Annotated in this window: 4 protein-coding genes and 1 pseudogene; 1 reads left to right on the forward strand and 4 read right to left on the reverse strand. The window is 62.7% G+C overall.

What is annotated here, in order from left to right:
* Nucleotides 1-123: 123 nt before the first annotated feature.
* From AB4Y99_RS27015 to AB4Y99_RS27030, 4 genes and pseudogenes are all read right to left on the reverse strand, one after another.
* Nucleotides 124-1,245 (reverse strand): enolase C-terminal domain-like protein, encoded by a 1,122-nt coding sequence (locus tag AB4Y99_RS27015; protein ID WP_441525504.1) that lies wholly within the window; start codon nucleotides 1,243-1,245, stop codon nucleotides 124-126.
* Between the two features lie 24 nt (nucleotides 1,246-1,269).
* A pseudogene (locus tag AB4Y99_RS27020) lies at nucleotides 1,270-1,911 on the reverse strand (amino acid ABC transporter ATP-binding protein); the annotation flags it as partial.
* Entirely contained in the window at nucleotides 1,871-2,548 is a 678-nt protein-coding gene (locus tag AB4Y99_RS27025; protein ID WP_441525505.1) for an amino acid ABC transporter permease, read from the reverse strand. The pseudogene AB4Y99_RS27020 and the gene AB4Y99_RS27025, both read right to left, overlap by 41 nt.
* A 64-nt stretch (nucleotides 2,549-2,612) precedes the next feature.
* On the reverse strand, nucleotides 2,613-3,446 hold the full coding sequence (locus AB4Y99_RS27030) for a transporter substrate-binding domain-containing protein (RefSeq protein WP_441525506.1): 834 nt from the start codon (nucleotides 3,444-3,446) through the stop codon (nucleotides 2,613-2,615).
* 174 nt (nucleotides 3,447-3,620) lie between these two features.
* On the opposite strand from AB4Y99_RS27030, the gene AB4Y99_RS27035 reads away from it, so the two are divergent.
* The coding region (locus tag AB4Y99_RS27035) for a LysR family transcriptional regulator (RefSeq protein ID WP_441525507.1) at nucleotides 3,621-4,245 on the forward strand (625 nt) is incomplete at its 3' end.

A 4,245-nucleotide genomic window follows, 5' to 3' on the forward strand; every position in this document is an offset into this window, starting at 1 on the left:
ATGTGTGCGTTCTGGCGGCGTTGGGCATAACCATATCCCCTGGAATTTGGGCAATAGTTCTCGTCTCCGTCACGGCGGGGCCGTGAGCGGCTCAGGAAAAGCGGTGGTGCTTTCAGTCGGGCGTCAGCGCTCGGCGAGGATGCGCGCGTTCGATCTCAGCGAGAGCTCGGACACGCGAATTCCCAGACCTGGTCCATCGGGCACGACGACCTCGCCGTTGCGGTTCTCGATCTTCTCCTCGAGCACGTCTTCGGTGAGGACGTGATGCGGCATGTAGAATTCGCAGCCGAGCGAGATGCCCGGCGTCGCCGCGATGAACTGCGTCCCGGCGGCAAGGGCGATGCCGCCCTCGTAAAGCGTTCCGCCATAGCCGGGGATGCTGGCGAGATCCGCCAGCGCCATCAGCGCCTGTGCGTTGAGCATGCCGCCGGTCTTCATCAGTTTCACCGAGATGGCGTCGGCGGCCTGCAGCCTGATGATCTCCTGCAGATCGCGGGCATCGAAACAGCTCTCATCGGCGAGGATCGGGGTATCCAGGTCCGCGGTGAAAGAGGCCATGGCCGCCAGGCAATCGCGTGGGACCGGCTGCTCGATGAAGGTCGGCTTGAACTGGTCGACGTCGCGCAGCTTCTTGATGGCGCCGAACGGTTGGAGCGCCTGATTATAGTCGATGCGCAGGTCGATCCGGTCGCCGAATGCGTTTCGCATCGCCTCGAGATGGGCGACGTCCTCGGCATGGCTCTTCACCCCGGTCTTCACCTTGAAGATCCGGTTGCCCTTCGGAACCATCTCTTCCATGCGCCGCATATCCGCGTCGAAATCCGGATCGGCGATGGAGAAGGAGAGGGGGATGGTGTCGCGGACCCGGCCGCCGAGCAGATCCGCGATCGAGAGCCCCGACGACTGCCCGAGAATGTCGAACATCGCGGTCTCAATCGCGAGCTTGGCTTCGCCATGTCCGACGAGCGCCTTCTTCATCTGCAATGTCAGAGCGCGGATGCGATCGACCCGGGCGCCGATGACGAGCGGGCGCAGATAGATGTCGAGGGCCGCGACGGCGGCCTCGGCCGTGCCGGTGAAGACCTCCCACGGCGCAGCCTCGCCCCAGCCGACGATGCCCGACGAGGAGGTCAATTCGACAAGGACGCGCTTCACCGTGCCCTTGATGTCGCCGACGCCCTGTTGCCTCGCCATCTTGATCGGGCTTTCGATCAGGAAGACGCGCAGATTGCTGATTGTTTCCATCGTATCGAACTCTTGTGCAGGCGTTTACCGGGGCGACGCGCCCTTATGGAAATGGCTCAGGAACGTCTTCGTCGCGTCCATCCTCGGCGTGTCGATCACCTCGCGCGCCGGGCCCTCTTCCACGACGTAGCCGTCGCGCATGAAGACCACGCGGTCCGCGACATCGCGCGCGAAGGTGATCTCGTGCGTGACGATCACCATCGTCATACCGTCGGCGGCGAGCTTCTGCATCGCTTGCAGGACTTCGCCGACGAGCTCGGGGTCCAGCGCCGAGGTCACCTCGTCGAACAGCATGACCTCCGGCTCCATGGCCAGAGCGCGGGCAATCGCGACGCGCTGCTTCTGGCCGCCCGACAGCGTGTCGGGCATCTGCGAGGCGCGGTCCGCGAGCCCGACCTTTTCGAGCTGCACCATCGCCTGGTCGGTCGCCGTCTTCCGGTCCAGCCCCTTCACATGGATGGGGGCCTCGATGACGTTGCCAAGCACCGACATGTGCGGGAACAGGTTGAAGCTCTGGAACACCATGCCGGTGCGGGTGCGGAACGCGGCCAGCGATTTGGTCTTGGGCTGCTGGACCGATTTCCCGAACTGGAAGCTGGCTTCCCCGACGCGGATGGTTCCGTCATCAGGGGTCACCAGCAAGTTGATGCATCTCAGCGCGGCGCTCGCGGCGGCGGACATACAGCGTCAGGGGGAAGAGGATCATGAAATAGGCGACCGCCACGGCCGAGTAGGTTTCCAGCGGGCGGAAGCTGTCATGGGCCGCGATCTGGCCCTGATAGACCAGGTCGGGAACGGCGAGAACCGACACCAGGGAGGTGTTCTTGAACTGCAGGATCGACTGGTTCATCAGCGCCGGGAGCATCCGGCGCAGAGCCTGGGGCAGGATGATGCGGCGCATGGCCAGCGCAGGCGTCATCCCTAACGCCGAAGCGGCTTCGGACTGCCCCGGGTCGATCGAGACGATGCCGCCACGGATGATCTCGGCGTAGAACGAGCCGCCATAGCAGGAGAGGGCGAGAAGCGACGCGGTGATCGGGGTCATTTCGATGCCCGCGATCATCGGCAGCGCATAATAGCACCAGATCAGCTGCACCAGGACCGGCGTGCAACGAAAGACCTCGATGAAGCCGAGCGCGAACCCGCGCAGAACCCTGAAGCGGGACAGCAGGCAGATCGCCGCGGTCATGCCGATGGCCAGGCCGCCGGCGACCGTCGCGGCCGTGAAAGCCACAGTCACGCCCAGACCCTGCAGGAGCAACCAGCGGTAGCCCCACAGGATGGAGAAATCCCATTCATACATGGTGGTGAAGTCCCGTGATCGAAATCGAGCATGGAGGGGCTTAAAGCCCCGCCATATTAGACCATCAGATTTCGAATCCGGGGGGGAAGTCGCTTTCCTTGACGCCGACGAGTTCCATGTTCTTCACGACGGCGTTCTTGATGAAGCCGCTGTCGCGTTCCTTGCTGATCCAGCCATCCACGAATTCGCGCCAGGACTGATCGGCCTCACGCCGGAAGCCCGCATTCGAGGTGGTGAAATCGGCCGGAGTCGGCATRACGATCTCGCCGAGCGCGGCGTTCTTGGCGCGCAGCGAGAGCGAGAGGATCAGAACCAGACACTGCGCATYGACGCGCCCGGCCTGCAAGGCAGCGGTCGCGTCGCTGGCCGTCTTCAATCGCGATATCTGGGCATTGGGCGCGAGGCGGGTGACGGCGGCGTCATGCGACGAACCGGCATCGACCGCGATCCGCATTTCCGGCTTGTTGAAGTCGCTCCAGCTCTTCGCTCCCAGGCCCTTCTTGGTGACCATCGTGAAGGCGTTCTTGAAGACCGGGCCGGAGAAATCGATGACCTTCTGCCGTTCCGGCGTGGGGTTAAGGCCGAAGAAGACGTCGATCTTGTCGGCCTGGAGATCCAGCACCGAGTTGCCCCAGGTCGTTTCCAGGATCGACATCTTCACGCCGAGATCGTCCGCCAGCTTCTTGCAGATATCGATGTAGAATCCGCGCCAGCTGCCGTCGGTGACGCTCTTCTGATAGTAGGGAGCCCCGTCCGCCACGGCTGCGATCCGAAGGGTGCCTGACGCTTTGATCCGCTCCAGGGAACCAGCCGCCAAAGCGCCTTTCCCCGTATAGAGACCGGCTRCTCCGGCAACCGCGCCAAAGCCGATCAGCTTGTTGAACTCACGCCTGTCCATACTCTTCCCCTCTCCAGTTCACATCCGGCGGCTCTGGCTTTCTGCGCCTGAGCTGTTGCCTGTCCCCTCGGATCAGTCGCTCAGGCTCTCTTTATCGAGCCGGACGGACCGAGTTTGACCGGCTCCCCGATGAAACAAAAACGTTGAAAATTTCATCTAGGATGACTTTTAATCATGATGGCCATCGAGGTTCTCATGAGACGTTACCTACCGTCGCTCTCAGCTTTGCACGCATTTGAGGCGGCAGCGCGATTCATGAATTTCACCAAGGCGGCGGAGGATCTGGGCCTCACGCAGAGCGGCATCAGCCGGCAGATCCACAATCTGGAGAAATTTCTCGGCGTGCCGTTGTTCCACCGGTCGGGACCACGTCTGATTCTGACGGAAGTCGGCGCGAACTATTACCGGGACCTTGCGCTGACGCTGGACAAGCTCCAGGAAATCACCATCGACGCCGTGCGGGGGCGCTCCGTCGATAGCTCCCTCATGATCGGCACCCATCCGACATTGGGCGCGCGCTGGCTCCCCAGGCGGATCGAAACATTCATCCGCGCGCATGCGGAGATCCCGATCGAAGTCACGCTGGCGCCCGCGGATCTGGACTTCGAAACCACGCGCCTCGACATCGCCATTCTGCGAGGGGTCGGGACGTGGCTGAACGCCAGGTCGGTCGAATTGTTTKCCGAAGAGATTGCCATTGTGGCTTCGCCCAAGCTGGTGGAGCTCGGAACGAAGCTCGAAAACGAGGATTTCGCGAAATTCCCGATGCTGCAGAACGCCAGCCGCCCCAGCATGTGGC

The organism is Allobosea sp. TAB14 (assembly GCF_052113865.1).
Lineage (GTDB): Bacteria > Pseudomonadota > Alphaproteobacteria > Rhizobiales > Beijerinckiaceae > Allobosea > Allobosea spartocytisi.